This is a genomic window from Vibrio sp. 1562 (assembly GCF_033340155.1).
GTDB classification, from domain to species: domain Bacteria; phylum Pseudomonadota; class Gammaproteobacteria; order Enterobacterales; family Vibrionaceae; genus Vibrio; species Vibrio alginolyticus.
The window spans coordinates 1-780 of record NZ_JAWOVY010000247.1 but is presented as its reverse complement, the minus strand read 5'-3'; the positions used below and the strand labels follow the sequence as shown (position 1 = coordinate 780).

Genomic DNA, 780 nt, shown 5'->3' with positions numbered 1-780 from the left:
GTCGTGACCAAAGCATCACAATAAGCTGATGAGTCGATAGGATCATTGATAGAACCCCCTTTTTGCCAGATGACGGGTTTCACCGTTAACGAGAAATGTTCGCCAGCGGCAATGAACTTATCACCTTGTTCGGATGTGCCTGAAGGCAAGGTGTTTTGGTTCTCACAGATTGCCAAGGTCCATGGTCGCGAGTACACATTAAACTTGCCTGTTACTTCAACTGTGCCGTCGTCCGGACACTCTGAAAATCCTTTACATTCGAATTGGTCGGATAACGTCACCTCGAACAGTCCGGATTCGTTAGTAATTAAGCCATGTTCCGATAATCCGTCTTTGAACTCAGCAGAATAACTAAAATCACCTTCGCTTCCACCGAGAGGTTTAATCAAAGGGTGAACTACTTTGGGTTTACCATTGTAATTGCTGGCAACGACGGGTTCTCCTGTGGAGGCACAAGCGAGCAGACGGGTATGAACATTTTCTGGTTTACCAGCGATGACGCGAATTTCACTCAGTGTCCGTCTTTCATTTGAATACGCTTCGAACATAAACGGCGTAAACATGAAGTTGACAGTTTGCTCCTTAGCGGAGTCTCCGACCATCGTGAAAGTCAAAGAGTAATTGGCGTCTAATGAGATCTTATCGATGTCGTTTGGAACCACACGAACAATGAGCTCACCATTATCGTTAGATTGAAACTGGTTTTCAGTTGAGGTCGGTTTCCCTTTCACCACCTCTAGCGTGAACAAGTCGGGATCAGACAATATTGCCATCACGGGT

General features: G+C 45.8%; 1 protein-coding gene. It reads right to left on the bottom strand.

Features of this window, described 5'->3' with window-relative positions:
* The coding region (locus R7Z49_RS24445) for a DUF6701 domain-containing protein (protein WP_318112288.1) at positions 1-780 on the bottom strand (780 nt) is incomplete at both ends.